This window comes from Telluria aromaticivorans (genome assembly GCF_013003915.1).
In the GTDB taxonomy this organism is placed as follows: domain Bacteria; phylum Pseudomonadota; class Gammaproteobacteria; order Burkholderiales; family Burkholderiaceae_D; genus Telluria; species Telluria aromaticivorans.
On sequence record NZ_JABAIV010000008.1, the window covers coordinates 104262 to 129925 of the forward strand.

The window sequence follows — 25664 nt, forward strand, 5'->3', positions numbered from 1 at the left end:
CTTCAGGCCAGTGGCCTGAAGTACGAATTGCCCACCCTACGAATTGCGGCAACTCGTAGGGTGGGCAGATTCTGCCCACGCGTTCAAATCACATTGGAATAAACGGCGCCGCCGTTAAACCGCATCCGTCACGATATGCTTCGCCGGCTCCCCACCATTTTTAAACACCTGCGGCGCCAGCGACCCGATAAACATCCCGGCAAACGCCGCCACCAGCCCGGCCAGCTGCCCCGGGAAATGCTCGCCCCAGCTCGTCACCTGCGGGAAGAACAGCAGCCACACGACAATTCCCGCCCCGATCGACAGGATCGCGCCCTGGGTAGTCGCGCGCTTCCAGTACAGCCCCATCACCAGCGGCACGAAGGCGCCCACGAGCGTCACCTGGTAGGCGCTCGATACCAGCTCATAAATCGAGGTGCCTTCCATCGCGATCGCATACAGCAGCACCATCGCCGCGAAGATCACGATCGTGATGCGCATGGCCAGCAGCTTCTGCTTGTCGGCCATGCCGGGGCGCAGGTTCAGCAGGATGTTCTCGACGAAGCTGGTCGATGGCGCCAGCAGCGTGGCCGACGAGGTGCTCTTGATGGCCGACAGCAGGGCGCCGAAGAACAGGATCTGCATCACCAGCGGCATCTTGGTCATGATGAAGGTCGGCAGCAGGCGCTGGTAGTCGTTCCTGGCGATGTCCATGGCGGAATCGCCCATCACCACCACGGCCGCGGCCACGATGAACATCGGCACGAAGGCGAACAGGATGTAGCTGGCGCCGCCGATCACCGCGCCGGTGCGGGCGGTCGGGGCGTCCTTGGCCGACATCACGCGCTGGAACACGTCCTGCTGCGGGATGGAACCGAACATCATGGTGACGGCCGCGCCGATGAAGAACATGATGTCGGTGAAGCTCGGCTCGGGCAGCAGGCGCCACAAGTCGGCCTGCTGCGCCATCGCCAGCACATTGCCGGCGCCGCCGGCGAGATCCGCCGCGAAGATGGCGATGATGCTCATGCCCACCACCAGCACGATCATCTGGATGAAGTCGGTGATCGCCACCGCCAGAAAGCCGCCCACCACTACGTAGATCAGCACTGCCATCGTTCCGACGAACATGCCCATCGCGTGCGACATCGCCCCATTGGTCAGCACCGTAAACACCAGGCCCAGCGCGGTGATCTGCGCCGCCACCCAGCCCAGGTAGCTCAGGATGATCGCCACCGAGCAGAAAATCTCGATGCCCTTGCCATAGCGCTCGCGGTAATAGTCGCCGATGGTCAGCAGGTTGAGTTTGTACAGCTTCGCCGCGAAGAACAGGCCCACCAGGATCAGGCACATGCCGGCCCCGAACGGGTCTTCGACCACGGCATTCAGGCCACCCTGCACGAACTTGGCCGGGATGCCCATCACGGTCTCCGCGCCGAACCAGGTGGCGAAGGTGGTCGTGATCACCATGATCAAAGGCAGGCTGCGGCCCGCCACGGCGAAGTCGCTGGTATTCTTGATCCGCGTGCCCGCCCACACACCGATGCCCAGCGTGCCGATCAGATAGAGGGCGACGAAAACGATCAAAGTGGTGTTCATGCGGTGGATGCTCCGGCAGGAAAATTAACGGGCGGAAAATCCGCGATTATAAAGGCAGAATCTGGCGGCCGGATCAAGTTTGCTAGGTTTTGGCCATCGAGTGTTGCTCATTAGAGAAGGGATTCGCCATGTCGGACACCCGCAGCCCCACCCCATCCTGGCACGAGCGCGCCGAAAAGCTCGCCATCGACGGCCGTGCCTTCATCGACGGCTTTCGCGTCGAAGCCCGACGCGGTGCGCGCTTCGACTGCATCTCTCCGGTCGACGGCCGCAAGCTGGCCGAGGTCGCGCGCTGCGATGAGGCCGACGCCGATGCCGCCGTTACAGCCAGCCGCGCGGCTTTCGAGGACCGGCGCTGGGCCGGCATGGCGCCCGCCAAACGCAAGCGCATCCTGATCCGCTTCGCGGACTTGATGCTGCAGAACCGCGACGAGCTGGCGCTGCTGGAAACCCTCGACATGGGCAAACCGATCCGCTACAGCCTGGCCGTGGACGTGCAGCAGGCGCAGAACTGCATCCGCTGGTACGGCGAGGCGGTCGACAAGATCTACGACCAGGTCGCGCCGACGGCGGACGACAGCCTGGCCCTGATCACGCGCGAGCCGGTCGGCGTGGTGGCAGCGGTCGTGCCATGGAATTACCCGATGCTGATGGCCGCATGGAAGATCGCCCCGGCGCTCGCGGCCGGCAACAGCGTCATCCTCAAGCCGTCCGAGAAGGCGCCGCTCAGCGCCCTGCGGCTGGCGGAGCTGGCGCTGGAGGCAGGCGTGCCGCCCGGCGTGTTCAACGTGCTGCCCGGTTACGGCAACGAAGTCGGCAGCGCGCTGGCGCTGCACATGGATGTCGACTGCATCGGCTTCACCGGCTCCACGCGCGTGGGCAAGCAGATCCTGCAGATGGCCGGCCAGTCGAATTTAAAGCGAGCCTGGACGGAGTTGGGCGGCAAGTCGGCCAATATCGTCTGCGCCGATTGCCCGGACCTCGACGCCGCCGTGGAAAGCGCGATCGGCTCGATCTATTTCAACCAGGGCGAAAGCTGCAATGCGCCTTCGCGCCTGTTCGTGGAAGCCTCGATCAAGGATGCCTTTTTAGAAAAAGCGCTGGCGCTGATGCCGCGCTACGCGCCGGGCGACCCGCTCGACGCGGCAACCGTGATGGGGGCCATCGTCGACCCGATCCAGATGAAGACGGTGCTCGGCTATATCGAAGAGGGCAAGGCGGGTGGCGCGCGCCTGCTCGCGGGCGGCAATGCGGTGCGGCAGGACAGCGGCGGCCTGTTCATCGAGCCGACCCTGTTCGACGGCGTCGAGGCCGATATGCGTATCGCGCGCGAAGAGATCTTCGGGCCGGTGCTGTCGGTGCTGTCGTTCACCGACCTCGATGAAGCGGTGCGGCAGGCGAATGCCACGCCCTATGGCCTGGCCGCCGGGGTGTGGACGGCGGACATGAGCCGTGCAATCCGTGCCTCGCGCGCCCTGCGTGCCGGCACCGTGCACGTCAACCAGTACGACAACGACGACATCACCGTGCCCTTCGGCGGCTATAAACAGTCGGGCAATGGGCGTGACAAGTCGCTGCATGCCTTCGACAAGTACACGGAGCTGAAGACGACCTGGATCCGGATCGGGTGAACGCCTTTTCGGGTGCTGCCTCAGTCTCGTGCGGCGCTTTCGAGCGCCGCGATGTCGCCCCCGCGAATCAGGTCGAGGTGCCGGGTGATCCAGTCGAGCGGGCGGTCCCACCAGGCCAGCGCCACCAGCCGGCGCGCGTGGTCGGGGTCGAAACGCGGGCGTACGACTTTAACCGGGTTCCCGCCGACGATGGCGTAGGCCGGCACGTCGCTCGTGACAACTGAGCGCGCTGCGATGATGGCGCCGTCGCCGATACTCACACCAGGCATGACCAGCGCATCGAAGCCGATCCAGACGTCGTTGCCGATGACCGTATCGCCCTTGTAGGGCAGCTCGCCCTCGGTCGGCCGCGCGCCCTCCCATCCGTTCCCGAAAATGAAGAACGGATAGGTCGAGATCCCGTCCATCTGGTGGTTGGCGCCATTCATGATGAACTTCACGCCGCGCGCGATCGCGCAGAATTTGCCGATGCGCAGGCGGTCGCCGATAAAGGGGAAATGGTAGAGGACGTTGTTTTCGAAGTTCTGGGCGCCGTCCGGATCGTCGTAGTAGGTGAAGTCACCGACCTCGATGTTCGGGCGCGTGATCAGGTTCTTCAGGAAGCAGACCTGCGGGAAGCCTGGCATCGGAAACGGGGCGTCGGGGTCGGGATGGGGCATTGGATCGATGCGGTGTGCAGCGCGTTTTTGTTAGAAATTTCCGTGAGAAAAGAATAATAAACTGCTGAGTCTGTTTTCGTTCACATAAATGATGACTTATTTACTTGCCTTGACGCTTTCGAAATACACTGCTTGATCACATGTGCATACATGTGACCGGAGACAACACCGGCGCAGCCTCAAGCCTCGGCGTCATCATCAGTATCCAACGGAGAAGACACATGATCAGCAAAGAAACGCGCGCATCGAAGCCCCTCACCACTTGCTTGGCCGCCCTTGTCGCCGCCGGCGTATTCGGTAGCGTGCAGGCTGCCCCGCCCTCGACAATGCGCGTGATCGTTGCGTTCAAGCCTGGCGCTGCCGCCAGCGTCAAATCCGCTGTCGGCGCCGCCAAGGGCGCCGTCAAGCACGAGATCTTCGGCATGAATGCCATGGCGATCGAAGTGCCCGCCGTTGCCCTGAAAGGCCTCGAGAACAACCCGAACGTGCAGTACATCGAAGAAGACGTGGTGCGCCGTCCTTTCGCCCTGACCAGTCCCTCGACAGGTACGCCTTATATTGCGGGCCAGTTGGTCCCCTACGGCATCAAGCTAGTCCAGGCTGACCAGCTGCCGGACAGCGCCGCCGCCAACCGCAAGGTCTGCATCATCGACTCCGGCTACGACCGTGCCCATGAAGACCTGTCGGGTAACGACGTGACCGGCGAATACGATGCGGGCACCGGCTGGTGGTACACCGACGAAAACCACCACGGCACCCATGTGGCCGGCACCATCGCCGCGATCAACAACAGCGGCACCGGCGTGGTCGGCGTCAACGCCAACAAACAGCTCAAGCTGCACATCGTCAAGGTGTTCGGCAAGGACGGCTGGGCCTATTCCTCGACCCTGGCCTCGGCCGCCAACAAATGCGGGGCGGCAGGCGCGAACGTGATCAGCATGTCGCTGGGCGGGGATCGCAGGAGCCAGACCGAGCAGGTCGCCTTCGACAAGCTGTATGCCAAGGGCGTCTTGAGCGTCGCGGCAGCCGGTAACGACGGCAATCGCGCCGTGTCGTATCCGGCCAATTATCACAGCGTGATGTCGATTGGCGCCCTGGACGAGAACAAGCAGTGGGCGAGCTTCTCGCAGTACAACAACAAGGTCGAGCTGTCGGCGCCTGGCGTCAGCGTGCTGTCCACGGTGCCGATGAATAGTGGCATCGAGGCCGCGTTGACGGTGGGCGATGTTCCCTTTGCCGCCGCGACGATGGAAGGTTCCCCTGTCAAGACGGCCACCGCGCCGCTGGCCGACTTCGGGCTCGGCGACAAGACGGATCCCCTTGTCAAGGGCAAGGTCTGCCTGATCCAGCGCGGCAGTATCGACTTCGCGACCAAGGTGTCGAACTGCCAGACCAGCGGCGGCGTCGGGGCGGTGGTATACAACAACGTGGCAGGCGCGTTCGGCGGCACGCTGGGCACTACCGTGACCACCATTCCATCGGTCACGGTATCGCAAGCCGATGGCAGTGCCATGCAGACGCAGCGGCTCGGCCAGAGCGCGACGGTGAGCGTGAAGGCAAGCAGCTACGCCTACTATGACGGCACCTCGATGGCGACCCCCCATGTGTCGGCCGTCGCCGCCCTGGTGTGGAGCTACTTCCCAGGCTGCACCGCCGCGCAGCTGCGTACCTCGCTGAACAACAGCGCACTGGATCTCGGCCCCGCGGGACGTGATACCCAGTACGGCTATGGTCTGGTACAGGCGAAAGCTGCCTACGACCGCATCAAGTCTCTGGATTGCGGCAAGTAATTCCTGATACTCCCGAAAAGGGCGCTTCGGCGTCCTTTTTTTTCGGCGTCGCGCGGTGCTCACCGCGTGGGCGCATCACACTGCCATGTCGCGCAGGATGCGCGACGCATCCCGGTTCGCTCCCAGCACCGTCCCGTCGCGCATGTGGATTTGAAGTTGCGACTGGTCGTCGGCGCGCATCGACTCGACGAAATCGAGATTCACCAGCGCCGAGCGGTGGATGCGCACGAAGCGCGCCGGGTCGAGCTGGGCTTCGAGTTCCGAAATGCCGATGCGGACCAGGAAGTGCTGCCCGCGCGCCGCGATCACGGTGTATTTCGAATCGGCCTTCATGTATTCGATATCGCCGGCGGCGAGCGGGAAGATGCGGCCGCGGTCGCGCACGAGGATGCGTTCCAGCCGCGCCGGGGCAGCCATCGGGCTGCTCGCCTGTACCAGCGCGCCTTCGAGCGACGCCCGTTCGTGGCCGGGACCTTCGAGCAGCCGCGCCACCGCAGAAGCAAAACGCGCCTGCGTAAATGGCTTGAGCAGGTAGTCCACCGCATTCAGTTCGAAGGCCGTCACCGCGTATTGGTCGTAGGCCGTGGTGAACACGATCTGTGGCAGGTAGTCGAGCCGGCGCAGCACTTCCAGCCCGGTCATCTCGGGCATCTGGATGTCCATGAACACGACGTCCGGTCGCAGGCGCCCGATTCTCTCCAGGGCACTCGCCCCATCGGACGCTTCGCCCACGAGGCGCAGGGACTGGTGCGCATAGATGGCGTCGCGCAGCACGTCGCGCGCCAGCGGCTCGTCCTCGGCGAAGAAGGCGGTCTTGGTCGTCATGCGTAGCTCTCCTGGCGTGCGGCGGGAATGGTGACGGCGACACTGAAACCCGCGCCCGGGGCGCACTGTACCCGCAGCGCGGCGCGGCTGCCGTAGTCGAGCTGCAGGCGCCGTTCGACGGTGCGCAGGCCGAGACCATTCGAGGCCGCGACGGCAGTCGGGTCGGCCCCGGGGCCGGTGTCGCGTACCGTCATGGTCAGCGCGCCGCTTGTCGCATCGCGCCGGGTGCGGATCTGCAGGATGCCGGGACGGCTGTGCGGGTTGAACGCATGCTTGATGCTGTTCTCGACCAGCGGCTGCAGCGACAGCGCGGGCAGCGGATGGTCGCCCGCATCTTCGTCGAGGTCCCATTCGACGTGCAGGCGCTCGCCCAGGCGCAGCTGCTCCAGCTCAAGGTAGTCGCGCACGAAACCGAGTTCCGCGTCGAGGGTCACGCGGTCGCTGCCGCTGCGCTCGGTGTCGAGCACATAGCGCAGCATGTCCGAGAACTGGAACAGCGCCGTTTCCGCCGCGGCCGGGTTGCGCTGGGTGAGCGCGATGATCGAGTGCAGGGTGTTGAACAGGAAGTGCGGATTGAGCTTGTTGCGCAGCGCGCTCAGCTCCGAGGCGACGAGCAATGTACGCGCCTGCTGCGCGGCCAGCGCCTGCTGCTGCGCGGCCATGCCGGCACGAACCGTGTGGAAGATCCCCGCCACCAGCGCATAACTCATCAGGCTGTACATGAAGGGCCAGGCATGCCATTGGATCGAGCGCGTGACGGCTCCCAGCATCGCCAGGGTCAGCAGGTGGGAGCCGACGGCGAAGCAGAGCGCCGCGCAGGCGTGGATGCCGACCAGGGCGAAGCCCCGCACCGCGCGCGCTTCCAGCCGGCCGGTGAGTGGCCACACCAGCGCCAGCAGGGCGGCGGCGGGAATCGTGCTGTAGACGCCCTGCAGCAGGTCGAGCCAGCGCACTCCCCCGTCCAGCGTGTCGGCCTGCAGCACGAAGCCGACGATGACGCCATACAGGCTCCAGCCGGCGATGTAGGCGCGCCACATGAGCGGAACGCGTGCGAAGAAGGTGGTCGGTTTCATGGGGCTAGTATGGCGCGGCAGCCTGCACCTGCGTCAGGCCGTGCGACGGATTGCGGGAACACGACGTGGATTGCGGATGCCGTGGAATCAAGTGCAGCCGAGTGTAGCAATTTCAGGGTGGGCCGCCTATCCCTACCTGCCCTGCATGACAGGGTCTCGTCCACGCCCGACACCGATTGCAAGTTGGCGCCCCTTTGCGTAAAGTCGTGCAGACTCGACAGCACAGAAGCCCCGTTGCGACTGCTTACCCGCCGCAAAGACCCGCCATGACCCAGATTCCAGCATCTCTTTCGCCCGCACGCTGGGCCATCTCCACCGTCTTCCTGCTCAATGGCGCCGGCATCGGCCTGTGGGCCGCGCACGTGCCGGTGGTGCAGGCACGCACCGGCATCGACACTGCAACCCTGAGCATGGTCCTGCTCACCATCGCGGCCGGCGCCCTGCTGGCGATGCCGCTGATGGGCGGCTTCACCGCGCGCTGGGGAACGCGCCGCATGACGCTGCTGGCCGGCTTCGCCTTTGCGGCGACGCTGGCCGTGGTGATGGGCGTAAGCGACCTGCGCCTGCTGTTCCTGGTCGCCTTTGCCTTCGGCGTCAGCAACGGCGCTTTGGACGTGGCCATGAACGCTAACGCCAGCGAGGTCGAAACCGCGCGCGGCGTGCCGACCATGTCGTCCTTCCACGGTTTCTTCAGCCTCGGCGGCCTGCTGGGCGCGGCGCTGGGCGGCGTGATGATCAGCCAGGGCTGGGGTGACGGGCAGGGCGCGTTCGCCATGGCCATCATGACTGCGATCGCGCTGGTGTTCGCAGCACCCCGTGTGATGGCCTTCACCCCGACCCATGAAGCCGGCAGCCATTTCCAGCTGCCCCGCGGTGCGGCCCTGAGCCTCGGCCTGCTGGCGCTGCTGTGCTTTGCGGTGGAGGGCGCGCTGGTCGACTGGAGCGCGCTGCTGATGCAGGAGCGTACCGCGGCCGCACCGGCGACGGCGGCGCTGGCTTATTCGGCCTTCTCGATCGCGATGGCAGCCTGCCGCTTCGCGGGCGATCGCCTGATCCTGCGCTTCGGCGCCATGCGCGTGATGGTGCTGGGCGGGCTGGCGATGTTCGCGGGCCTGGCGACTGCGGTGCTGAGCACGCACTTCCTGCTGTCGGCGGCGGGCTTTGCGCTGATCGGGATTGGGGCGGCCAACGTGGTGCCGCTGTTGTTTGGTGCCGCATCGCGCATTCCGGGCATGAGTGCGGGTGCTGGCGTGGCTGCGGTGGCGACGCTGGGCTATGGCGGACTGCTGCTGGCGCCGCCGGTGCTGGGGTATATCGCGGCGCAGGCCAGCATCATGGTGGCGCTGGGGGCACTGTCGCTGTCGGGGCTGGTCATTGCACTCAGTGCGGGGATTATCAAGCGGCAGGCTTGATCTCCACAATTTTTTTGACTGGTTTCCAAGACAGGATGCTTTGTACACTGAGCCTTGGCAAGGTCTGCAATCGGGTTCAATTGCGGACGTTGACGGCAACATCACTGAGGGACCTACGATGAAGAGAAATATACGTAAAAAGGAAAGCAAAGGTCCCATGCCGCCCTTCAGTAAGTTGCCGATTTGCCTTGCAATCGGATGTGGCATTGGCCTTGCTTTCGGAAGCCTGGCCCTTGGGGTTGGTATCGGTGTTGCTATCGGAATAACGCTCGATGCATTTCTTCGTAACCGGATAGTGGGCAAAGATAAGGCGGTAGAGGACGACTGTGCCAAAGAATGACCCCACCGCTGACCGCTTCGGGTCGGTTGCGGAAGTGCGCACGACATGCGTGCCCATTACCGGCCTGTCTGGCCATGACGATAAAGGGAGAATGATGCATATTGAGGAAATTCGTTTTGACGAGGTGTTCGACGTCCAAGCCCTCCGAGGTGACTTCAGCTTCTCGACGCGAGGACGGCCCAGCTATGGCGTCAATCTTGGAAATAACATCATTCCGAGTCCGGGCGCGACCTTCGCGGTTGCTTTCGTAAAACCGGGCGACTGGTCGACGGTGCTGGCATGGCGGGATCTCGCGTCAAAGAAAGTCAAGTTCAAGCAGTCGAGCTGGATCGCTGTACTGCTCGCGGCAAGCGACTTGATCTTGTTTGGTCCTTTGTTCATTGCGGGCGGTCTCGCGCTCGCTGGGGAATGGATAGTGGCGGGCGTTTTCGCAGCGCTGTTTGCCGTTGGCGTTCTCACCATGCTTACTCGCGGGGTGATGCGCAATCGCATGGTAGAGCGGGCCTTGCTCGCTGTCGGATAAAGCACGATCGAAAAATGCCGACATCACTCGCTACGGCTGCCCGGTTTTATCGCATTAGTCGCGAGCTTGGCCTTTGCCTTCCCGGCCAGGCAAGGATGTGGGCGATCGGTGTCATCGACAAGATGCGGGAACCGCCAGGCACATGCGAACCAAGAAAATATTGCTTTCTACCTTACTGCTCGCGGCACTCGTCGTCCTTGGGTTTTGGGTACGAGATGAACTGCGAATAGACAGCTGCCTGGACCATGGCGGCAGGTGGAATGGAGATCTTCGGATGTGCGAAGGAGCTTCGACATGAACCCACGTGCCCGACCCCTCCCCCTTACGCGTTCCACTGCAGTAGCACGCATGCGCGCCCGCCTGCTGCGCGACAGCTTCCCTCGCATCCAGATGTTCATCCTGGTATCCCTTACCGGTTTGGCCGGTTTCGGTGCGTCGATTGCCATGCTCGCCGCCGGGATCGATGCGATGGCGCTGCGCTACACGCTCGCGATGGGCGTCGCCTACATCGTGTTCCTGCTGCTGCTCTGGCTATGGTTGCGCACTAGCGCAGCGGATTACATTGACCTTGTGCCGACCGACCCAGGCGGTGGACAAGGCGCTGAGGGCGCTGCCGAGTTTACGGGTGGTGGCGGAAGCTTCGACGGCGGCGGCGCCAGCGCCAACTTCGATGTCGGCACAGGCGACAGCGCCATCGACAGCGTCGTGGAAAAGCCGCTCGAAGTCATCGGGCATGCAGAGGACGCCGCGATCCCCCTGGTCGTTGTCCTGCTTGCCCTGGGCATCGCGCTGTCATCGCTGTTCGTGATCTGGTCGGCGCCGATCCTGTTTGCCGAGATCCTGGTGGATGGACTGCTGGCGGCGGGCCTGTACCGGCGCCTGCGAGTGCTGGATCCGCAACACTGGATGGTCGCGGCGCTCAAGCGCACGATCATTCCGTTCGTCCTGACCACGCTGCTGGTGGCCGGCGCAGGCTGGGGCATGCAGGCCTATGCGCCCGAGGCCCGGTCGCTGGGCGGCGTCCTGCTCCATCAATCGCCTTGACCGTAACCCGGGATTTCCCTCAGCGCCCGCCCGAAACGTCGATGAAGCTGCCCGTCGTATACGAGGCCTCATCCGACAGCAGCCACAACACGGCATGGGCCACCTCACGCGGAAGTCCGCCACGGCCCATCGGCACCGAGGAAGCCAGGCGCGCAACGCGTCCGGGTTCACCACCGCTGGCGTGCATGCCGGTTTCAATCAGCCCGGGACGTACGCCGTTCACCCGGATACCTTCTGGCGCAACCTCCTTCGACAGGCCGATCGTCAGCGCATCCAGGGCCGCTTTCGAGGCCGCGTAGTCCACATACTCGTTGGCCGCGCCAAGCACGGCTGCGCGCGACGAGACATTGACGATCCCGCCCCCGGCGCCGCCATGCCGGGTCGACATGCGGCGCACCGCCTCGCGCGCACAGAGCATGGCGCCGACGACATTGGTCATCATGATGCGACGAATCCGGGCGGCGCTCATCTGGTCGACGCGCGTTTGTTGGGACAGCACGCCGGCATTGTTGACCAATGCATCCAGGCGCCCGAAGCGCTCGTCGATTGACGCGAACATGCGTTCTACCTGTGCTTCATCGGCGATATCGGCCTGGATCGCAAACGCCGTGCCTCCTTGGCGCTCGATGGCATCGACGACAGTGGCGGCGGCAGCCGCGTCTGCCAGGTAGTTGATGCAGACCTGGTAGCCCAGTTGCGCGGCGTGGATCGCGCATGCCGCGCCGATCCCGCGTCCGCCGCCCGTGATGAGGATGGTTTTTTTCATGTGGCGTCAATGTCAGCTGTAAGCGCGCAGGACCGTGTACACGCTATTTTTCGATTCGACGAGTGCATATCCACGCACGTCCCAGGAGACCGGCGGGAGGCCGGCAGGCATGGCAGCCCCGGTGGCGCGACGTGCCATGGTCACGTGCGGACGGTAGGGGCGGGACTCCGGGTGCAGGCCGAGCGCGACCAGGGATTCCGCCAGGCGCGCGTGCAGCGCCAGCAGTGCAGGCGGCGCCTGCTCCGGTTCCAGCACGGCGATCCCGTTATGCCAGACGGCGGGAGTAGCCAGCTCGAGCCGGAACGGTTCGAACGGTACGCTGAAACCGTCGAGAAATTCCTGCAGCCGCTCGCCCGGCAAGCCCCCGAGGAAATGCAGGGTCACGTGCAGCTTGTCGAAAGCAACGGGTGTGGCGCCCTTCACCCACCCCCAGGCGTCGCGCCATTCCTTTAACAGGTGGCGCATGGCCGGGTCAGGCCACAGGGCCAGGAACAGGCGGTTGGTGGGTTGCCTGTCCATCCGCATCACCTCAGAAGCAGTGTTCCGGCCCCGGGAAGCTGCCGTCCTTCACCGCCGTCACATAGCTTGTTACGGCGGCGTCGATGCTGGCCTGGCCTTCCATGAAGTTCTTCACGAAGCGCGCCTTGTGGCCTGGGAAGACGCCCAGCAGGTCGTGCATCACCAGCACCTGGCCGGAGCAGTCCGGGCCGGCGCCGATGCCGATGGTCGGGATGGCCAGCAGTTCGGTGACGTCCTTGCCCAGCGCCGCCGGAATGGCTTCCAGTACCACCATCGAGGCGCCCGCTGCCTGCAGCGCCAGGCCGTCGGCCTTGAGCTGCTCGGCCGCGGCGTCGGTCTTGCCCTGCACCTTGAAGCCGCCGAAGGTGTGCACGAACTGCGGGGTCAGGCCGATGTGGGCGCACACCGGGATGCCGCGCTCCACCAGGAAGCGCACGGTCTCGGCCAGCCAGGCGCCGCCTTCGATCTTGACCATCTGGGCGCCGGCGCGCATCAGCGTTACCGCGTTGTTATAGGCTTCCACCGGGGTGGTGTAGCTGCCGAAGGGCATATCGGCCAGCACCAGGGCCAGCTTGTTGCCGCGTGCGACCGAGGCCGTGTGGTAGGCGACATCAAGCACCGTCACCGGCAAGGTCGAGTCGTAGCCGGCGCAGACCATGCCGAGCGAATCGCCGATCAGCAGCACGTCGACCGAGCAGCGGTCCATCAGCGAGGCGAAGCTGGCATCGTACGCGGTCAGCATCGCGATCTTGTCGCCTGCGGTGCGCATGGCCAGCAGCGACGGCGCGGTGATGGCTTTGCGCGCGCGTTTCGGTGCGTCGTTGGCGGCCGGGTCCTGGCCCTGCAGGTAAGCGCTCATGGGATTCCTTTTAAGACGGTCGTTCGGAATTGCGTAGTGTAATGCGCCTGCCGCAATCCTGCCTAGGAGCGGAAGATAAAGTACACCGCGCCCACCAGGCACAGCGCCGCCCACACGTCATCGAGCTTGAACGGCTGGTCCATGTGGAACATCGCGAAGGGCACGAACACGCTCAGCGTGATTGCTTCCTGCATGCTCAGCCGATCTTGTCGACGTCCTGCAGCGCGATGAGCGGCAGGAAATCATGTATGGGGCCGCGCCCCGGGATATTGATGTCGGGCGCGATCTCGGCAAGGGGGGCCAGCACGAAGGCGCGTTCGTGCATGCGCGGATGCGGTACGGTCAAGGATTCGGTGGCGATGACCTGGTCGCCGTAGAGCAGCAGGTCGAGGTCGAGGGTGCGCGGCGCGTTGCGGTAGGGCCGCTCGCGGCCATGCGCCAGTTCGATGTCCTGCAGTGCGGCCAGCAGTTCGTGCGGGTCGAAGCTGGTGTCGATACAGGCCACCGCATTGACGTAGTCCGGTCCACTGGAATCGATCGGCGCCGTGCGGTACAGGCCGGAGGTCTGCACCAGCGCGGTGCCGTCCAGCAGGGCCAGGCGGCGCACGGCGTCGAGCACATTGGCCTGGGCGTCGCCCAGGTTGGCGCCGATGCCGACCCAGGCGATCATTCCTCGCCGCCGCCCTGTGCGTTTGCTACGGCGCCTTCGCCGCCGCCAGACTTGCGCGGGCCGCGGCGCGGTGCGCGCTTGCGCTTCGCTGGCTGGCCCTCGCCGCCTTGGCCTTCGCCTGCCTGGCTGTCACCAGAGACCGAGCTCGAACTCGAACCGGAGCCCGAGCGATGCCCGCCCGAGCGCCCGCCGCGCGAATTGGCCGCTGCCAGCAGCTGTTCGCGCTCGCCGCCTTCGGCCGCATAGAACGCGGTCCACCATTCGCCCACTTCGCCCGGCAACTCGCCGGATTCGCAGCGCAGCAGCAGGAAGTCGTAGCCGGCGCGGAAGCGCGGGTGCTCGAGCAGCTTGAACGGCGCCTTGCCGGTGCGGCGCTCGAAGCGCGGCTGCATGGCCCAGATGTCGCGCATGTCGGTGGCGATGCGGCGCTGCAGGGCCAGGTTGTCGGTTTGCGTGTCCAGCACGTCGTCGGCCGCCAGGTGCAGGGCGGGGATCGGCGCTTCGCCGGCGGCGCGGTAGGCGTTCCACTTTTCCAGCACCTGGTGCCACAGCAGCGAAGCAAACAGGAAGCCGGGCGAAACGCCCTTGCCGGCCTTGACGCGGCCGTCGGTCGATTCCAGGGCAAGGGTCACGAACTTCATGCCGATCGGCTGTTCCAGCACGACGTCGAGCAGCGGCAGCAGGCCGTGGTGCAGGCCGGCGGAGCGCAGTTCGCGCAGACAGGCCAGCGCATGGCCCGACAGCAGGAGTTTCAGCATTTCGTCGAACACGCGCGCAGCCGGAACGTTGTCGATCAGCGGGGCCATGACCGGGATCGGCGCGCGCGTGGTCGGTTCGATGGTGAAGCCCAGCTTGGCCGCGAAGCGCACTACGCGCAGCATGCGCACCGGGTCTTCGCGGTAGCGCGCTTCCGGCACGCCGATGATGCGCAGCAGCTTGGCGCGGATGTCTTCGATGCCGCCGTGGTAGTCGAGCACCGTCTCGGTGGCCGGGTCGTAATACATGGCGTTGATGGTGAAGTCGCGGCGCGCCGCGTCTTCGTGCTGTGGGCCGAAATTATTGTCGCGCAACACACGGCCATGCTCGTCCTTCGGGGCGTTGTCGCTGCCGTTGCCGCGGAAGGTGGTTACTTCCAGCAGGTCCTGGCCGAACATCACGTGCACGATCTGGAAGCGGCGCCCGATGATGAAGGCGCGGCGGAACAGGCGCTTGACCTGTTCGGGCGTGGCGTCGGTGGCGATGTCGAAGTCTTTCGGCTTGATACCCAGCAGCAGGTCGCGCACGGCGCCGCCGACCACGAAGGCCTTGAAGCCGGCGTCCTGCAGGGTTTGCGTGACCTTGATCGCGTTGCTCGATACCAGGCGCGGGTCGATGCTGTGCTGGTCGGGGCCCAGGATGACGGGTTCGGTCGGGTCGCGGCCGTCTTCCTTGACGCCCAGGATCTTGCGGATGAATTTCTTAATCATTGAATAAATGGAGTGTTGGCCAACCCTGCTCGCGCGCATGGGTGGCGAGCTTGGTGCTCGGGTTGGTGGCGACCGGATGGCTGACGATCGACAGCAGCGGGATGTCGTTGTGCGAATCGCTGTAGAAGTGGCTGCGCTCGAACGCGCCGAACGTATGGCCCAGGCGTTCCAGCCACGCGTGCATGTGCGTGATCTTGGCCGCGCCGGAGGTTGGCGTGCCCGCCAGCCTGCCGGTGAGATTGCCCGCCGCGTCGTATTCCGGCATGGCGCCGATGTGGTGCTCGACGCCGAAGCGCTGCGCGATCGGCGCGGTGATGTGGTAGTTGGTGGCGGTGATGATCGCCACCAGGTCGCCGGCTTCCTGGTGCTCGCGCACCAGCCTGAGTGCACTTGGCCGGATGGCCGGCTCGATCACCTCGCGCATGTACTGCGCGTACAGGGCGTCGAGCTGCTCGCGCGGGAAGCGCGCCAGGGTGCCGAGGGCGAATTCGAGGTAGACATGCGGATTCAGGACGCCGGCCTGGTACTCGGCGAAGAACTCGTCGTTGCGGCGGCGGAAGGCGGTTTCGTCGACTGCGCCAACGCGAACCAGGAATTCGCCCCATTCATAGTCCGAATCGATCGGCAGCAGGGTGTGGTCGAGGTCGAACAGCGCAAGGTGTTTCATTCTTTGGGTTCCGGCTGCTGGTTTTCTTGAAGCAATAAATCGCGCAGCAGGGGCACTGTGACGGGGCGCTGGGTCTCGAGCGAATACTGGTCGAGGGCGTCCAGCATCGTCGCCAGCGACCGCATGTCGCGCTTGAAGTGAGACAACAAATAGGGTAACACGCTGGCCGACAGCGTCAATCCGCGCGCCTCGGCGGCCTGGGTGAGGGCGGCGATCTTCTCGTCGTCGGACAGGCCCTTGATCTCGTACACCAGGCCCCAGCCCATGCGCGTACGCAGGTCTTCGCGCACCTGCAGCACGGCCGGCGGCACCGGGCCGGTGCTGACCATGTAGGTGCCATGCTCGCGGATCTGGTTGAACAGGGCGAAGGCGTCGATCTGGCGCTGCGGCGACAGGCAGTGGCAGTCATCCAGCAAATACAGCGTGACGTCGGGCGAGTGGACGAACTGGTCTTCCGGGGCGTCGAAGGGGATGTAGCGCGAACCCGGGCTGGCCGCCAGCGCCTGCAGCAGGTGGGTCTTGCCGGCGCCGGTATCGCCCCACAGGTAGGCGAAATGCTCGCGCGATGCGCGCTGCGCGAACTGGTGCATCAGGTGCGCCAGTTCGGCATTCTCGCCCACCTGGAAGGTGTCGAGGCTGTGCGCCGGTTCGGCGCCTAAATCGAGCACCAGCTGTTTCATGGTGTCGCTTTCACGCGGGAGGCATCGGGTTCGGGTTCGGATACGTAGACAAGGCTCTGTTCCATGCTACCGGCATTATAAAAGCTGCTGCGCAGGTAGTGGCGCCGCACGTGGCGGAAACCGACCATCAGCACGGCCGATGCCGGCAGCGCCAGCAGCACGCCGGCAAAGCCGAACAGTTCGCCGAAGGCCATCAGCGAGAAAATCACCGCCAGCGGGTGCAGGCCGATGCGCTCGCCGACCAGGCGCGGGGTCAGGATGAAGCTCTCGATCAGCTGGCCCGCGGTGTAGATGGCGACCACCCAGGCCAGGCCCGCCCAGCCGGAAAACTGCAGCAGCGCCGCGACCAGCGCCAGCAGCATGCCCAGGCCAAAGCCCAGGTAGGGCACGAAGCCCAGCAGCCCGGTGAGCACGCCCACCGGCAGCGCCACGTCCAGCCCGACGAAATACAGCGCCACCGAGTAGTACACGGCCAGCACGATCATCACCAAAAGCTGGCCGCGCAGGTACTGGGCCAGCAGCACGTCGGCTTCAACCGCCATGCCGACGGTTTGCGGGGCCCAGCGGCGCGGGATGGCGCCTTCGATGCGCGCCAGCAGCGCATGCCAGTCGAGCAGCAGGTAGAACAGCACCACCGGCACCAGGGTCAGTGTCGCGATCCAGCCCAGCAGGGCGCTGCCGCCGACCTTTACCTTGGCCAGCACCGAAGTCCACATGTCGTCGCCGCCGGCCGCCACCTGCTGTTCGAGCAGGGCGCGCAGGCCGGCGCTGTCGAGCTTTACATGGATGCCATACTGGCCCAGCCATGGCGCCAGGTAGGTGTCGAGCCAGGTGAAGAAGGCGGGAATCTTGGCCTGCAGGAGGGGAATCTCGGCGCGCAGCACCGGCACCACGGTCAGGAACAGCGCGACCACCGCCGCGCAGAAAGCGGTGAGCACGATCGAAACGGCGAGCACGCGCGGCATGCGGCGGCGGCCATTCCGGGCGTTTGCCAGCCGGTCCACCGCGCCGCCCAGCATGTAGGCCAGGATCGCGGCCGCGATGAAGGGGGACAGGATCGGTCCGAGGGTGTACAGCAACAGCGCCACCGCGAGCCAGAGCGCCAACCAGAAGGTGGATTGTTTTTGCTCCGGGGTGAAGGAAAATGGCATGTAATTATTGTTATGGTCGCGGATTGGGGTGAAAACGGCTTCGGCGGGGGCCGTTTTGCTAGTGCTAAAATGCTGGATTGACCTGGTTTGGGTCTGCCGCCTTCTATTTTACCGCCTCCGCTGCCAAATACCATGAGCCAACCATCTAATGTTTCCCTCTCCTACCGCGACGCCGGTGTCGACATCGACGCAGGCGACGCCCTGGTCGAAGCGATCAAGCCACTCGCCAAGCGCACCATGCGCGAAGGCGTCCTCGGCGGCATCGGCGGTTTCGGCGGGCTGTTCGAGATCAGCAAGAAGTTCAAGGAACCGGTGCTGGTGTCGGGTACCGACGGCGTCGGCACCAAGCTCAAGCTCGCTTTCGAGCTGAACCGCCATGACACGGTCGGCATCGACCTGGTCGCCATGAGCGTCAACGACATCCTGGTGCAGGGCGCCGAGCCGCTGTTCTTCCTCGACTACTTCGCCTGCGGCAAGCTGGACGTGGCGACCGCCACCGCCGTCGTCAGCGGCATCGCCAAGGGCTGCGAGCAGTCCGGTTGCGCCCTGCTCGGCGGCGAAACTGCCGAAATGCCGGGCATGTACCCGGACGGCGAATACGACCTGGCCGGCTTCGCCGTCGGCGCGGTCGAAAAATCGCAGCTCATCGACGGCAGCAAGATCGTCCCGGGCGACGTGGTGCTGGGCCTGGCCTCGTCGGGCATCCACTCGAACGGCTACTCGCTGGTGCGCAAGATCATCGACGTGGCCAAACCGGACCTGGAAGGCGATTTCCACGGCCGCAAGCTGTCGGACGTGCTGATGGCGCCAACCCGCATCTACGTGAAACCGCTGCTGGCGCTGATGGCGTCGATGGAAGTGAAAGGCATGGTGCATATCACCGGCGGCGGCCTGGTCGAGAACATCCCGCGCGTGCTGCAGGACCACGTCACCGCGGTGCTGGACGCGACCTCGTGGACGATGCCGCCGCTGTTCCAGTGGTTGCAGCAGCATGGCGGCGTGGCCGACGCCGAGATGCACCGCGTGTTCAACTGCGGCATCGGCATGACCGTGATCGTCTCGAAGGAAAACGCCGACGCCGCGATGGCGCAGCTGCAGGCGGCTGGCGAGACCGTGTATCGCATCGGCGAGATCCGCGCGCGTGAAGAGGGGCAGGCGCAGACGATCGTGCAGTAAGCGGTTTTTTGACGGTTGTAAAAAAACGGGCGCTCAGCGCCCGTTTTGTTTTGCTTGGTGGTTCGCGACGAACTTGGGTTCCGGCCTTCGCCGGAACGACGGCCTTGAAGCTAGCGATTGGAATATCGATCGCAGCACGCCTAATCACTACCCTTAAAACCGTCATCCCGGCGAAGGCCGGGATCCAAGTTTACACGCTCAACCGACACCCACCCCGGCGCCAGCCGCCGCACCATTCATCACTGCCGCGACGGGAAAATCCCCTGCACGCAGATGATGTAGTTCATGCCCAGCGAAGGCTGCATCACGCTGGCGTTGGCGCTGGTCGTCACCGGTACCGCGAAGGCCGCGCCGCTGCCGGTGTTTTCGCCCGTGCTGGTATCGACCTGGCCGGCCAGCTTGGTGGTGACGCTGCCCGCATTCAGGGGCACGCCGGTGGTGGCGCCATTGCCGACATAGATCGCGGCCGAACCCGGCCCGCCGCCGGTGGTGCCGAGCGCTGCGCCTTCGGTCGGCGCCGCCGCGCCCGGGCCGGCCGAGGTAGCGTGCAGGGTCGAGGTGGCGCTGAAGCTGTCGGCGCTGATGCTCACCGGGTGGTTGTGCTTGGGCAGGTGGGCGGCGTCGATGGCCACCATCGCGTTGCCGTTGGCAGTGACGGAGGTGCTGTTGGCGCCCATCATGTCGCCCTGGTTCACCGGGTTCAGTCCCGCGCCCTGGCCCATGCCCACCAGGGTGCGGCCGCGCAGGTCGGGCAGGGCGAAGGTGGTCTGGCCGTTGCCGCCGTAGGTGGTGCCGAGAATGGCGAACAGGGCGTTGTTCTGCGCGATCGACAGCAGCTGTCCCTGGCACAGCATCCAGCCTGGCGGGGCGAAGTTGAAGGCAACTGGCATGATCATTCCGAGGTAAGCATCCATGTAAATCCCCTTTTTTGGTGAAGTGTCGTGAGGCGGCGAAGACGGCCCGTGGGCCGCAGATGCGCCGCCGATATGGTGCTGAAGCGCGGTGAGATTCGCATGGTTCGGGCAGCGCGCCTGTCTCGAATCAGGCACACAAAAACGGATTTCGGCGGGCAATTGATTTCGCTCAAGAAAGAGACCATCAGCAATTGCCGGTCCCTTCCGTTTGCTGAATGATTCCTTGGTTGCGTGCATCCCCGCGCACGCGGCAGCTTCTTGCACAACAAGGAAGACAAGCATGGCGTCCAATTCCTCCACGATGGCATCCATCCCGTCCGTGACGATCAGCTTCGAGAACTTCGGCGATTTCGCGAACGACGGCGACGAGAACGACACCGCGCAGAATGCGGTCTACCGGGTTAACGGCGACCCTGCCTACCAGCTCGTCATCGACGGGGCGATTACCGGCACGGTGGCCTACGACGGCTACGATGCCGTCTTTGCCGCGTCCAACGTACTGGAAGACGCCGTCACCCTGTCGTTTGCGACGGGCCAGGTATTCACGCCAGGCGCCATCGTGCTGTCGAACTATGCCACCAGCCTGGTCGACCAGAGCGTGGTCATCACTGGCTACAACGCCAGCAGCCAGCAGGTGGGCGCAGCCGTCACGCATACCCTGGCGAACAACTACTACGGCGCCCTGGCGTCGGAATCGATTGCGCTTCCCGGCATGACTGGCATCACCCGGCTGGTGATCACGGCCACCACCCTGGGCGGCAAGATCGAGTACCTCATGATCGACGGTATCTCGATGACCAATATCCAGCCGCCGGCTGCGGCGGTCGTGTCGGTCTCCTCGAGCACGGCCAACGGCAGCTACAACGCGGGCGACCTCATTACGCTGACGGTGAGTTTCGACCGGGAGGTGGACGTCGACACGACCGGCGGCCTGCCAACGCTGCAGCTGGAGACCGGCAGCACCGACCGCACGGCCAGCTACGCCGGCGGCAGCGGCACCGCGACCCTGAGCTTCAGCTACACGGTGCAGGCAGGCGACACCAGCGCCGACCTGAATTACACCAGCACCGGCGCGCTCGCCCTGAACGGCGCCACCATCATGGCGGCCGGTAACGGCGCCAATGCGGACCTGGTGCTGCCCGTGCCCGGCGCCGCCGGCTCGCTTGGCGCCAACAAGGCGATCGTGCTCGACACTGCCGCGCCCCTGCTTGCCATCACCAGCGACAAAGCGGCCCTGAAGGTGGGCGACACCGCGGCCATCACCTTCACCTTCAGCGAAAACCCCGGAGTGAGTTTTAACGCCGCCGACGTGACCGTGTCCGGCGGCGCGCTGGGCGCCCTCAGCGGTAGCGGCCTGGTTCGCACCGCCACCTTCACGCCCACGCCGGCTACCAATGGCGGCAGCGCCGGCATCAGCGTCGCCGGGGGCAGCTACACCGACGCCGCCGGCAACTCAGGCGAGGCCGGCGCCAGCCCGGCGATCAGTTTCGACACCCTGGCGCCTACGGTCTCCATCACCAGCGACAAGGCAGCGCTCAAGGCCGGGCAAACCGCGGCCATCACCTTCACCTTCAGCGAAGACCCGGGCGCCAGCTTCACCCTGGGCGACGTCGCCGTCAGTGGCGGCAGCCTCGGCCCGCTCGGCGGCAGCGGCACCACGCGCACCGCCACCTTCACTCCGGCTGCCGCCACCAACAACGGCACGGCCAGCATCACGGTCGCCGCCGGCGCCTATCTCGATGCGGGCGGCAACGCCGGCGGCGCAGGCGCGACGCCCGCGCTGGCCTTCGACACCCAGGCGCCGGGCGCACCGGCCGCTCCCGACCTCGCCGCCGCCAGCGATACCGGCAGCTCGTCGACCGACAACCTGACCAAGGACACTGCGCTGACCTTGCGCGGCGTCGCCGGCAGCGCCGAAGCCGGCGCCACCATCCGGCTTTACCACGGCGCCACGCTGATCGCGACCACCGCCGCCGCCGGCGACGGCCGTTGGGCCGCCGACAGCATCTTCCTGGCCGACGGCGCACACACGATCACGGCGACAGCGACCGACGCCGCCGGCAACACCAGCGCCGCGTCGGGCGGCCTGACCGTCACCATCGACCGCACCGCGCCGGCCGCTCCGGGCATTCCCGACCTGGCCATGGGCAGCGACAGCGGCAGTTCCAGCAGCGACAACATCACCAGCGTGAACACGCCGACCGTCGGCGGCGCCGCGGGCAGCGCAGCGGGCGGCGCCACCGTCATCCTCTATGACAGCAACGGCAGCACCGTCATCGGCAGCACGACCGCCGCCGGCGACGGCAGCTGGTCGGTCGTTACCAGCGTGCTGTCCGAAGGCGTGCACACGATCACCGCCAAGGCGCTGGATGCGGCCGGCAACCTGGGCGCTGCATCGGGCGCCCTGGCACTGGCTATCGACCGCACCGGCCCCGCGACCAGCGCCGCCGGGGCTGCGTTTTCGGCCGACAGCGGCGCTTCAAACAGCGACCTGGTCACCGCCATCGCGGCGCAAACTATTTCCGGCACGCTCGATGCCAGCCTGGGCGCGGGCGAGCGGGTCGAGGTCTCGACGAACAACGGCGCGAGCTGGCAGCCCGCCACGGCGGCCGAAGGCGGCACGACCTGGTCGCTGGCCACGACGCTGCTTGCCAGCGACACGCTGCGGGTCCGGGTCGTCGACGCCGCCGGCAATGCCGGCACGGCCTTCGCCTGCGCCTATGTGTTTGATACCGCCGCGCCGGTTGCGCCTTCGACGCCAGACCTGGCCAGTGCATCGGATACCGGCCTGTCTGCCGGCGACGACATTACCGGGGACACCACGCCGACCTTCACCGGCAACGCCGAATCCGGGGCCCTGGTCACCTTGTACGACGGCGCCACCGTGATCGGTTCGGCCGTCGCCACCGGTGGCGCCTGGTCGATCACCAGCAGCGCGCTGGCCCAGGGCAGCCACAGCATCACCGCGACGGCGCGCGACGCCGCCGGCAACGAGGGCGCGGCATCAAGTGCGCTCGATGTCTTCGTCGAAACCGGCGCCCCCGCCACGGCCGCAGCCAGCGTGGTGCTGTCGGCCGATACCGGCGCTTCCGGCTCCGACCTCGTCACGCGCACGGCCGCGCAAACCATTTCCGGCACGCTCGACGCCAACCTGGCGGCGGGCGAACGGGTCGAAGTCTCGTTCGACGGCGGCGGCAGCTGGACGACGGCCAGCGCCACCGTCGGCGCCAGCACCTGGTCATTGTCGGCCACGCTGGCGGCTGGGGTGCACACCCTGCAGGTGCGGGTGGCCAATGCCGTCGACAATGCCGGCCCGGTCCTGCAGCGCGCCGTCACCCTCGATACCGCCGCCCCGGCCGTGACGATCACCAGCAGCGCGGCCCAGCTCAAGGCGGGGGAAAGCGCCACCATCACCTTCAGCTTCAGCGACGACCCGGGCAGCAGCTTCAGCTGGGACGGCAGCACTGGGGACGTCACGGTCAGCGGCGGCACGCTGGGACCAATCTCCGGCACCGGCCTGACCCGCAGCGCGCTGTTCACACCGAGCTCGGCCACCAACGGCGGCAGCGCTGCCATCACGATCGGCGCCGGCGCCTATGCCGACCTGGCCGGTAACCTAGGTGCGGCCGGCGCCACGCCGGCGCTCGTATTCGACACGCTGGCGCCGGCCGCGCCTTCCATACCGGTGCTGGCGCCGGCCAGCGACAGCGGCCCTTCCAGCAGCGACGGCGTCACCAACGACGCCACTCCGACCTTCACCGGCACCGCCGAACACGGCGCCACGGTGACCCTTTACGACAGCGGCGGCGCGGCGATCGGCAGCGGCCTGGCGAGCATGCTCGATGGCGCGTGGTCGATCACGGTAGCGGCGCTGGGGCCGGGCGCACACACGATTGCCGCCAGGGCGGCCGATGCCGCCGGCAACACGGGGGCAGCCGGCAGCGGCCTGGCCGTCACGGTCGACACCGCGGCGCCGACCCTGGCCATCACCACCAGCGCACCTATGCTGCGCATCGGCCAGACAGCAAGCATCACGTTTACTTTCAGCGAAGACCCCGGCGCCGGCTTCGACGCAGCGGCTGTCGCGGTCGGCGGCGGCACCCTCGGCGCGCTCACCGGCACTGGCCTGACCCGCAGCGCCATCTATACCCCGGACGCCGGCATCGATGGCGGCACCGCATCCATCAGCGTCGCCGCCGCGTCCTACGCCGACCTGGCCGGCAACAGCGGCGGCGCCGGCACGCTCGCGGCGCTCGCTTTCGACACACTGGCTCCAGGCGCACCCGCGGCGCCAGGTCTCGCCCTCGCCAGCGACACCGGCACGGCGGGCGACGGGATCACCGGCACCGCGAGCCCGCGCATCGAAGGCACGGCTGCCGCCAACGCACACGTGGCCCTGTACGCGGGCGCCGCCATGGCCGGCAGCGCCACTGCCGATGCGCTGGGCCATTGGAGCATCGCCACCGCACTGGGCTTCGGCACCCATACGCTCACGGCGACCCAGTCGGACGCCGCCGGCAACGTGTCGGCCGCCAGCGCCGCGTTCACGCTCCGGATCGATGCTCCGCCCGCGGCGCCGGACCCGCTGGTGGATGGCGTACCGGTGCGGCAGCAGCCGGTGCTGCTGCCTGGCGGCGTGCTGGGCACGGCGGTGGTGGTACCCATCGTGACCGCCACCCGCACCGAATCCAGCGGCCGCGCCGATGTGGCGGACATTCCGCTGGCCACGAACGGCGGCACCACCGTGCTGCTGGCGCAGCTGTCGCCCGGCTTCGGCCTGCGGGCCAGCGGCGCCAGCCTGCCAGCCGCGGGAGCGCTGGAATTCCTGGTCAACTCCATCAAGGCGGCCACGCCATTTCACGCGCCGGCCGAGCAGGGTTACCTGACCGGCAATGGGCTCACCTTCCTGGCCGGGCTGGCGCCGGCCGAATCGCTGCTGGTGCAGACGGTGGCGCCGGTCAGCACGGCTGCGCCGGGTGGCGTCCTGACCCTGGCCGGAGCGCCGGCGGCACCGGGCCGCAGCGTCGCACTGGTGATCGACACGACCGGCCTTGCCAGCGGGGGCACGATCGAACTGCGCGACGTCGACTTCGCCGCCGTGGTCGGCAACGCCGACATCCTGGCGCGCGGTAATCCGGTACTCGTGGGCGACGGCGCCAACCAGCGCTTCGCGGTGGAAGCCGGCAGCACGGCCACCGTGTTCGCGGGCGGTGGCGCCGACACCCTGGGCTTCGGCATACCCGATGGCGCCGCCACGAGCCAGCAGGGCGCGCAGGCGCCGCCGGCAAGCGGGGCCGCCACCCTGCACGGCGGCAAGGGCATCGATGCCGCCAGCTTCCTCGGAGGGCGCGGCGATTACGACATTGCCTGGCACAACGGGTACGTCGTGGTCGGCAGCAAGTCCAACCCTGCCGCAAGCGCCATGCTGGTCAATGTCGAGATGCTGCGCTTCGCCGACGGCAGCGTCGCCATGGGGAATGTCGAGAATATCCCGGCCCTCGAAACCCTGGCCGGCATGTACCAGTCCGTGCTCGGGCGCCAGGCCGACCTGGGCGGATTCGCATACTGGGCCGATGCGGTTGATGCCGGCGCCAGCTGGGGCGCGGTCGCGCTGCGCATGGTCGATTCGAGCGAGTACAGTGCCGCGGCCGGTGGCTTCAACGGCCAGGCCACGCACGATATCGCCCTGCTGTACGCGGCGCTGTTCAACCGTGCGGTGGATGCCGCAGGGCTGGCCTACTGGCAGGAAGCGATGCAGCAGGGGGTGACGCTCGAGCAGGTGGCGATCGACCTGCTGCAGTCGGTGGAGATGGTCGGGCACCGGCGCGCGGTGCTCGACTGGGACTTTAGCCTGTAGTTCTCGGGGTCGCATGAAAAACGGGCGCCGCGGCGCCCGTTCGTCGTTGCAGCCGGGCTGGCAG

Annotated in this window: 20 protein-coding genes and 1 pseudogene; 7 read left to right on the plus strand and 14 right to left on the minus strand. The window is 66.3% G+C overall.

Going from position 1 to position 25664, the window contains the following annotated elements; translation table 11 throughout:
* Positions 1 to 114: 114 nt before the first annotated feature.
* On the minus strand, positions 115 to 1578 hold the full coding sequence (locus HGB41_RS19455) for a high affinity choline transporter 1 (RefSeq protein ID WP_171087552.1): 1464 nt from the start codon (positions 1576 to 1578) through the stop codon (positions 115 to 117).
* 128 nt (positions 1579 to 1706) lie between these two features.
* Between HGB41_RS19455 and HGB41_RS19460 the strand changes: the two genes are divergently transcribed.
* Positions 1707 to 3209 (plus strand): aldehyde dehydrogenase, encoded by a 1503-nt coding sequence (locus HGB41_RS19460; RefSeq protein ID WP_171087554.1) that lies wholly within the window; start codon positions 1707 to 1709, stop codon positions 3207 to 3209.
* A gap of 20 nt (positions 3210 to 3229) precedes the next feature.
* Here HGB41_RS19460 and HGB41_RS19465 read toward each other — a convergent pair whose 3' ends face one another.
* Positions 3230 to 3868: a Vat family streptogramin A O-acetyltransferase gene (locus tag HGB41_RS19465; protein WP_171087556.1), complete on the minus strand. Its 639-nt coding sequence runs from the start codon at positions 3866 to 3868 to the stop codon at positions 3230 to 3232.
* Positions 3869 to 4089: 221 nt separating this feature from the next.
* Here HGB41_RS19465 and HGB41_RS19470 point away from each other — a divergent pair, with 221 nt between their 5' ends.
* The gene (locus HGB41_RS19470; RefSeq protein WP_171087558.1) at positions 4090 to 5658 is read left to right on the plus strand and encodes a S8 family serine peptidase; all 1569 of its coding nucleotides are present in this window, start codon (positions 4090 to 4092) and stop codon (positions 5656 to 5658) included.
* A 75-nt stretch (positions 5659 to 5733) separates the two neighbouring features.
* Here the strand turns inward: HGB41_RS19470 and HGB41_RS19475 are convergent, their stop codons facing one another.
* On the minus strand, positions 5734 to 6483 hold the full coding sequence (locus HGB41_RS19475) for a LytR/AlgR family response regulator transcription factor (RefSeq protein ID WP_171087560.1): 750 nt from the start codon (positions 6481 to 6483) through the stop codon (positions 5734 to 5736).
* On the minus strand, positions 6480 to 7556 hold the full coding sequence (locus HGB41_RS19480) for a sensor histidine kinase (RefSeq protein ID WP_229423122.1): 1077 nt from the start codon (positions 7554 to 7556) through the stop codon (positions 6480 to 6482). Before HGB41_RS19480 ends, HGB41_RS19475 begins: the two co-directional genes overlap by 4 nt.
* 266 nt (positions 7557 to 7822) lie before the next feature.
* On the opposite strand from HGB41_RS19480, the gene HGB41_RS19485 reads away from it, so the two are divergent.
* From HGB41_RS19485 to HGB41_RS19495, 3 genes are all read left to right on the plus strand, one after another.
* Positions 7823 to 8968 (plus strand): MFS transporter, encoded by a 1146-nt coding sequence (locus HGB41_RS19485; protein WP_171087562.1) that lies wholly within the window; start codon positions 7823 to 7825, stop codon positions 8966 to 8968.
* Positions 8969 to 9294: 326 nt separating this feature from the next.
* A complete protein-coding gene (locus HGB41_RS19490) occupies positions 9295 to 9831 on the plus strand; it encodes a hypothetical protein (protein WP_171087564.1) in 537 nt (178 codons plus the stop codon).
* 294 nt (positions 9832 to 10125) lie between these two features.
* A complete protein-coding gene (locus HGB41_RS19495; RefSeq protein WP_171087566.1) occupies positions 10126 to 10875 on the plus strand; it encodes a hypothetical protein in 750 nt (249 codons plus the stop codon).
* Between the two features lie 19 nt (positions 10876 to 10894).
* Here the strand turns inward: HGB41_RS19495 and HGB41_RS19500 are convergent, their stop codons facing one another.
* The 9 genes and pseudogenes from HGB41_RS19500 to HGB41_RS19540 all read right to left on the minus strand — a co-directional run bounded on the left by HGB41_RS19500 (position 10895) and on the right by HGB41_RS19540 (position 17653).
* Positions 10895 to 11641, minus strand: coding sequence for an SDR family oxidoreductase (locus tag HGB41_RS19500; RefSeq protein ID WP_171087567.1), 747 nt, complete (start codon positions 11639 to 11641; stop codon positions 10895 to 10897).
* A 12-nt stretch (positions 11642 to 11653) separates the two neighbouring features.
* Positions 11654 to 12160, minus strand: a complete 507-nt coding sequence (thpR, locus tag HGB41_RS19505; protein WP_171087568.1) for an RNA 2',3'-cyclic phosphodiesterase — start codon at positions 12158 to 12160, stop codon at positions 11654 to 11656.
* A gap of 10 nt (positions 12161 to 12170) precedes the next feature.
* Entirely contained in the window at positions 12171 to 13019 is an 849-nt protein-coding gene (panB, locus tag HGB41_RS19510; protein ID WP_171087569.1) for a 3-methyl-2-oxobutanoate hydroxymethyltransferase, read from the minus strand.
* A gap of 62 nt (positions 13020 to 13081) precedes the next feature.
* A pseudogene (locus HGB41_RS19515) lies at positions 13082 to 13213 on the minus strand (DMT family protein); the annotation flags it as partial.
* Positions 13214 to 13215: 2 nt separating this feature from the next.
* Positions 13216 to 13689: a 2-amino-4-hydroxy-6-hydroxymethyldihydropteridine diphosphokinase gene (folK, locus tag HGB41_RS19520; RefSeq protein WP_171087570.1), complete on the minus strand. Its 474-nt coding sequence runs from the start codon at positions 13687 to 13689 to the stop codon at positions 13216 to 13218.
* Positions 13686 to 15155: a polynucleotide adenylyltransferase PcnB gene (gene pcnB, locus HGB41_RS19525; RefSeq protein WP_171087571.1), complete on the minus strand. Its 1470-nt coding sequence runs from the start codon at positions 15153 to 15155 to the stop codon at positions 13686 to 13688. Before pcnB ends, folK begins: the two co-directional genes overlap by 4 nt.
* Positions 15148 to 15822 (minus strand): HAD family hydrolase, encoded by a 675-nt coding sequence (locus tag HGB41_RS19530; protein WP_171087574.1) that lies wholly within the window; start codon positions 15820 to 15822, stop codon positions 15148 to 15150. Before HGB41_RS19530 ends, pcnB begins: the two co-directional genes overlap by 8 nt.
* On the minus strand, positions 15819 to 16502 hold the full coding sequence (gene hda / locus HGB41_RS19535) for a DnaA regulatory inactivator Hda (protein WP_171087576.1): 684 nt from the start codon (positions 16500 to 16502) through the stop codon (positions 15819 to 15821). The genes HGB41_RS19530 and hda overlap by 4 nt, the downstream gene beginning before the upstream one ends.
* The gene (locus HGB41_RS19540; protein WP_171087578.1) at positions 16499 to 17653 is read right to left on the minus strand and encodes an AI-2E family transporter; all 1155 of its coding nucleotides are present in this window, start codon (positions 17651 to 17653) and stop codon (positions 16499 to 16501) included. Before HGB41_RS19540 ends, hda begins: the two co-directional genes overlap by 4 nt.
* Before the next feature lie 132 nt (positions 17654 to 17785).
* Between HGB41_RS19540 and purM the strand changes: the two genes are divergently transcribed.
* On the plus strand, positions 17786 to 18829 hold the full coding sequence (gene purM, locus HGB41_RS19545; RefSeq protein ID WP_171087580.1) for a phosphoribosylformylglycinamidine cyclo-ligase: 1044 nt from the start codon (positions 17786 to 17788) through the stop codon (positions 18827 to 18829).
* Positions 18830 to 19068: 239 nt separating this feature from the next.
* Here purM and HGB41_RS19550 read toward each other — a convergent pair whose 3' ends face one another.
* Positions 19069 to 19743, minus strand: coding sequence for a phage tail protein (locus tag HGB41_RS19550; protein WP_171087583.1), 675 nt, complete (start codon positions 19741 to 19743; stop codon positions 19069 to 19071).
* Between the two features lie 280 nt (positions 19744 to 20023).
* Between HGB41_RS19550 and HGB41_RS19555 the strand changes: the two genes are divergently transcribed.
* A complete protein-coding gene (locus tag HGB41_RS19555; protein WP_171087585.1) occupies positions 20024 to 25600 on the plus strand; it encodes an Ig-like domain-containing protein in 5577 nt (1858 codons plus the stop codon).
* The last annotated feature ends 64 nt before the right edge of the window (positions 25601 to 25664 follow it).

Excerpts from the sequence above, each read along its gene's own strand:
- HGB41_RS19455 (WP_171087552.1), bottom strand. The coding sequence starts at position 1,578 with ATGAACACCACTTTGATCGTTTTCGTCGCCCTCTATCTGATCGGCACG.
- HGB41_RS19460 (WP_171087554.1), top strand. The coding sequence starts at position 1,707 with ATGTCGGACACCCGCAGCCCCACCCCATCCTGGCACGAGCGCGCCGAA.
- HGB41_RS19465 (WP_171087556.1), bottom strand. The coding sequence starts at position 3,868 with ATGCCCCATCCCGACCCCGACGCCCCGTTTCCGATGCCAGGCTTCCCG.
- HGB41_RS19470 (WP_171087558.1), top strand. The coding sequence starts at position 4,090 with ATGATCAGCAAAGAAACGCGCGCATCGAAGCCCCTCACCACTTGCTTG.
- HGB41_RS19475 (WP_171087560.1), bottom strand. The coding sequence starts at position 6,483 with ATGACGACCAAGACCGCCTTCTTCGCCGAGGACGAGCCGCTGGCGCGC.
- HGB41_RS19480 (WP_229423122.1), bottom strand. The coding sequence starts at position 7,556 with ATGAAACCGACCACCTTCTTCGCACGCGTTCCGCTCATGTGGCGCGCC.
- HGB41_RS19485 (WP_171087562.1), top strand. The coding sequence starts at position 7,823 with ATGACCCAGATTCCAGCATCTCTTTCGCCCGCACGCTGGGCCATCTCC.
- HGB41_RS19495 (WP_171087566.1), top strand. The coding sequence starts at position 10,126 with ATGAACCCACGTGCCCGACCCCTCCCCCTTACGCGTTCCACTGCAGTA.
- HGB41_RS19500 (WP_171087567.1), bottom strand. The coding sequence starts at position 11,641 with ATGAAAAAAACCATCCTCATCACGGGCGGCGGACGCGGGATCGGCGCG.
- thpR (WP_171087568.1), bottom strand. The coding sequence starts at position 12,160 with ATGGACAGGCAACCCACCAACCGCCTGTTCCTGGCCCTGTGGCCTGAC.
- panB (WP_171087569.1), bottom strand. The coding sequence starts at position 13,019 with ATGAGCGCTTACCTGCAGGGCCAGGACCCGGCCGCCAACGACGCACCG.
- folK (WP_171087570.1), bottom strand. The coding sequence starts at position 13,689 with ATGATCGCCTGGGTCGGCATCGGCGCCAACCTGGGCGACGCCCAGGCC.
- pcnB (WP_171087571.1), bottom strand. The coding sequence starts at position 15,155 with ATGATTAAGAAATTCATCCGCAAGATCCTGGGCGTCAAGGAAGACGGC.
- HGB41_RS19530 (WP_171087574.1), bottom strand. The coding sequence starts at position 15,822 with ATGAAACACCTTGCGCTGTTCGACCTCGACCACACCCTGCTGCCGATC.
- hda (WP_171087576.1), bottom strand. The coding sequence starts at position 16,502 with ATGAAACAGCTGGTGCTCGATTTAGGCGCCGAACCGGCGCACAGCCTC.
- HGB41_RS19540 (WP_171087578.1), bottom strand. The coding sequence starts at position 17,653 with ATGCCATTTTCCTTCACCCCGGAGCAAAAACAATCCACCTTCTGGTTG.
- purM (WP_171087580.1), top strand. The coding sequence starts at position 17,786 with ATGAGCCAACCATCTAATGTTTCCCTCTCCTACCGCGACGCCGGTGTC.
- HGB41_RS19550 (WP_171087583.1), bottom strand. The coding sequence starts at position 19,743 with ATGGATGCTTACCTCGGAATGATCATGCCAGTTGCCTTCAACTTCGCC.
- HGB41_RS19555 (WP_171087585.1), top strand. The coding sequence starts at position 20,024 with ATGGCGTCCAATTCCTCCACGATGGCATCCATCCCGTCCGTGACGATC.